At 64.2% G+C, this 1651-nt stretch carries 1 protein-coding gene; it reads right to left on the bottom strand.

The window, feature by feature from the left end; translation table 11 throughout:
- Positions 1 to 171 precede the first annotated feature (171 nt).
- Positions 172 to 1554, bottom strand: a complete 1383-nt coding sequence (locus NKI85_RS37665) for an IS1380 family transposase (RefSeq protein WP_352780955.1) — start codon at positions 1552 to 1554, stop codon at positions 172 to 174.
- Positions 1555 to 1651 lie beyond the last annotated feature (97 nt).

Below are 1651 nucleotides of genomic sequence, written 5' to 3'. Positions count from 1 at the left end.
CTAGCCCGCTTCTCTCACCGCGCCCAGGCTCGAGCCGCATCTTGACTGGCGCGGGTCGGCGCTGCTCATCCCCGTTTTGAGGACGAGCGCAGCCAGCGCCGCGGAGAGCGGCGGTGCTGGGCTCTGCAATTTTCCTCTGTCGTTTGCGGGAAGGGTTCAGGTCCGGCGGCGTCAGCGGGCCGCGGCGCATATTCGAGCGTGGGCCAGGGCAAATTCGTCCGCGTATGGACAGGCTGAAGCCATTGCGACCTTGATCCGACGCACCGAGACACGGACCTGCGCACCGATCTTCAGCAGCTTCAGCCTGATCGTGCCGCAGGTGGCGTTGGCGAGCCTGGTGTGGGCGAGGCCAAGGCGGCGCAAGGCGCAGATCAGGACGTAGGCAAACGAGGCGAACCAGAGCCGCAGCTGATTGGCGCGCATGGTGTGAGCGCTGGTGCGGTCGGCGTAGAGGTCGAGCTGGCACTCCTTGATCCGGTTCTCCATGTCGCCGCGGGCACAGTAGAGATCCTCGTAAAGCCCCCGTGCCGCCCAACGCTTTGGCTTGAGCGAGGTCACGACGAAGCGCGGATTGGCGCCCCGCGTCGTCCACTCGGCCTTGGCGACGATCCGCCGTCGGCGTGACCAGCTGTCTAAAGTCGACCACATGAAGTCGCGGAACACGCGCGCGGCCTGGTCGCTTTTCCTGGATGCCAGGCGAGCTTCCTGCAAGGCTGGAGCGATCTTCTTCTCCAGCCGCTCGTTGCGGGCAAGGCCAAAGACATAGTCGACGCCGTTGGCCTCGCACCAGGCCATCAGCTCTTCCCGGGCAAAGCCGGAATCGGCGCGCAGGACAATGCGCACTCTGCGCCACTTCCTGCGGATCTGCCGCACGATCCGCTCGACCTCCTCGACCGCTCCCTTGCTGGCGTCGATGTTGGAACGCCTGAGCTTTGCCGCCAGCAGGTGCCGGCCGCAGAAGATGTAGAGCGGCAGGTAGCAGTAGCAGTTGTAGTAGCCGTGGAAGAACCGGCCTTCCTGGTGACCGTGCAGCGGGTCATCGGTGGCGTCGAGATCGAGCACGATCTCGCCCGGCGACGTGTCGTGGGCTTCCAGGAACAGGTCGACGAACAGAGCTTCGATCGCCTGCGTGTCGTGGCCGATCTTGTGGTAGCGCGTCGGCTCCCCGACCCGGCTGAGCTCCAGCCGGTTGAGCGTCGACTTGCCGGCAAGCACCGCGCAATCCTCCCGCTTCGGCGTCAGGCTTTCCGACACAAGGGCCAGCACGGGGTCGTGGCGGAGCGTGTCGTGATCGTCGACGTCCTCATATCCCAGCGCGATCGCCGCGATGCGCTGTCCCACCAGCGTCTGTACGCTGTGCACCGTGCAGTCCGGATCGCGTCGGTCGATGAAGCAGGCAGCCACCCGGCCGAACAGGCCGACGGTTTTGTCAACGTGGCGCACAAGCAAGGCGCCGGCATCTGAGGTGATCGCTCCGCCGTCGAAACCGGCGACCACTTTGTGGCCGTCGAAGCCTTCAAATTCGAGCTGGTCGGAGATACAGTGTGTGTGCATCGGACCCCGTTCCTGAATCTGGTAACTCTTTGTCACAAAAGAAGTTTCTCAGATTCTTGGGGCCGATGCACCCCTTACCTTGAGATATTCAGGCTAG

Origin of the sequence: Mesorhizobium sp. M0571, assembly GCF_040320985.1 — a bacterium.
Taxonomy (GTDB): domain Bacteria; phylum Pseudomonadota; class Alphaproteobacteria; order Rhizobiales; family Rhizobiaceae; genus Mesorhizobium.
The sequence above is the reverse complement of the archived record's forward strand: the minus strand, read 5'-3'. Positions and strand labels throughout refer to the sequence as shown.

What these genes read in the sequence shown, in the direction of transcription:
- NKI85_RS37665 (WP_352780955.1), bottom strand. Translation starts at nt 1,554, where the DNA reads ATGCACACACACTGTATCTCCGACCAGCTCGAATTTGAAGGCTTCGAC.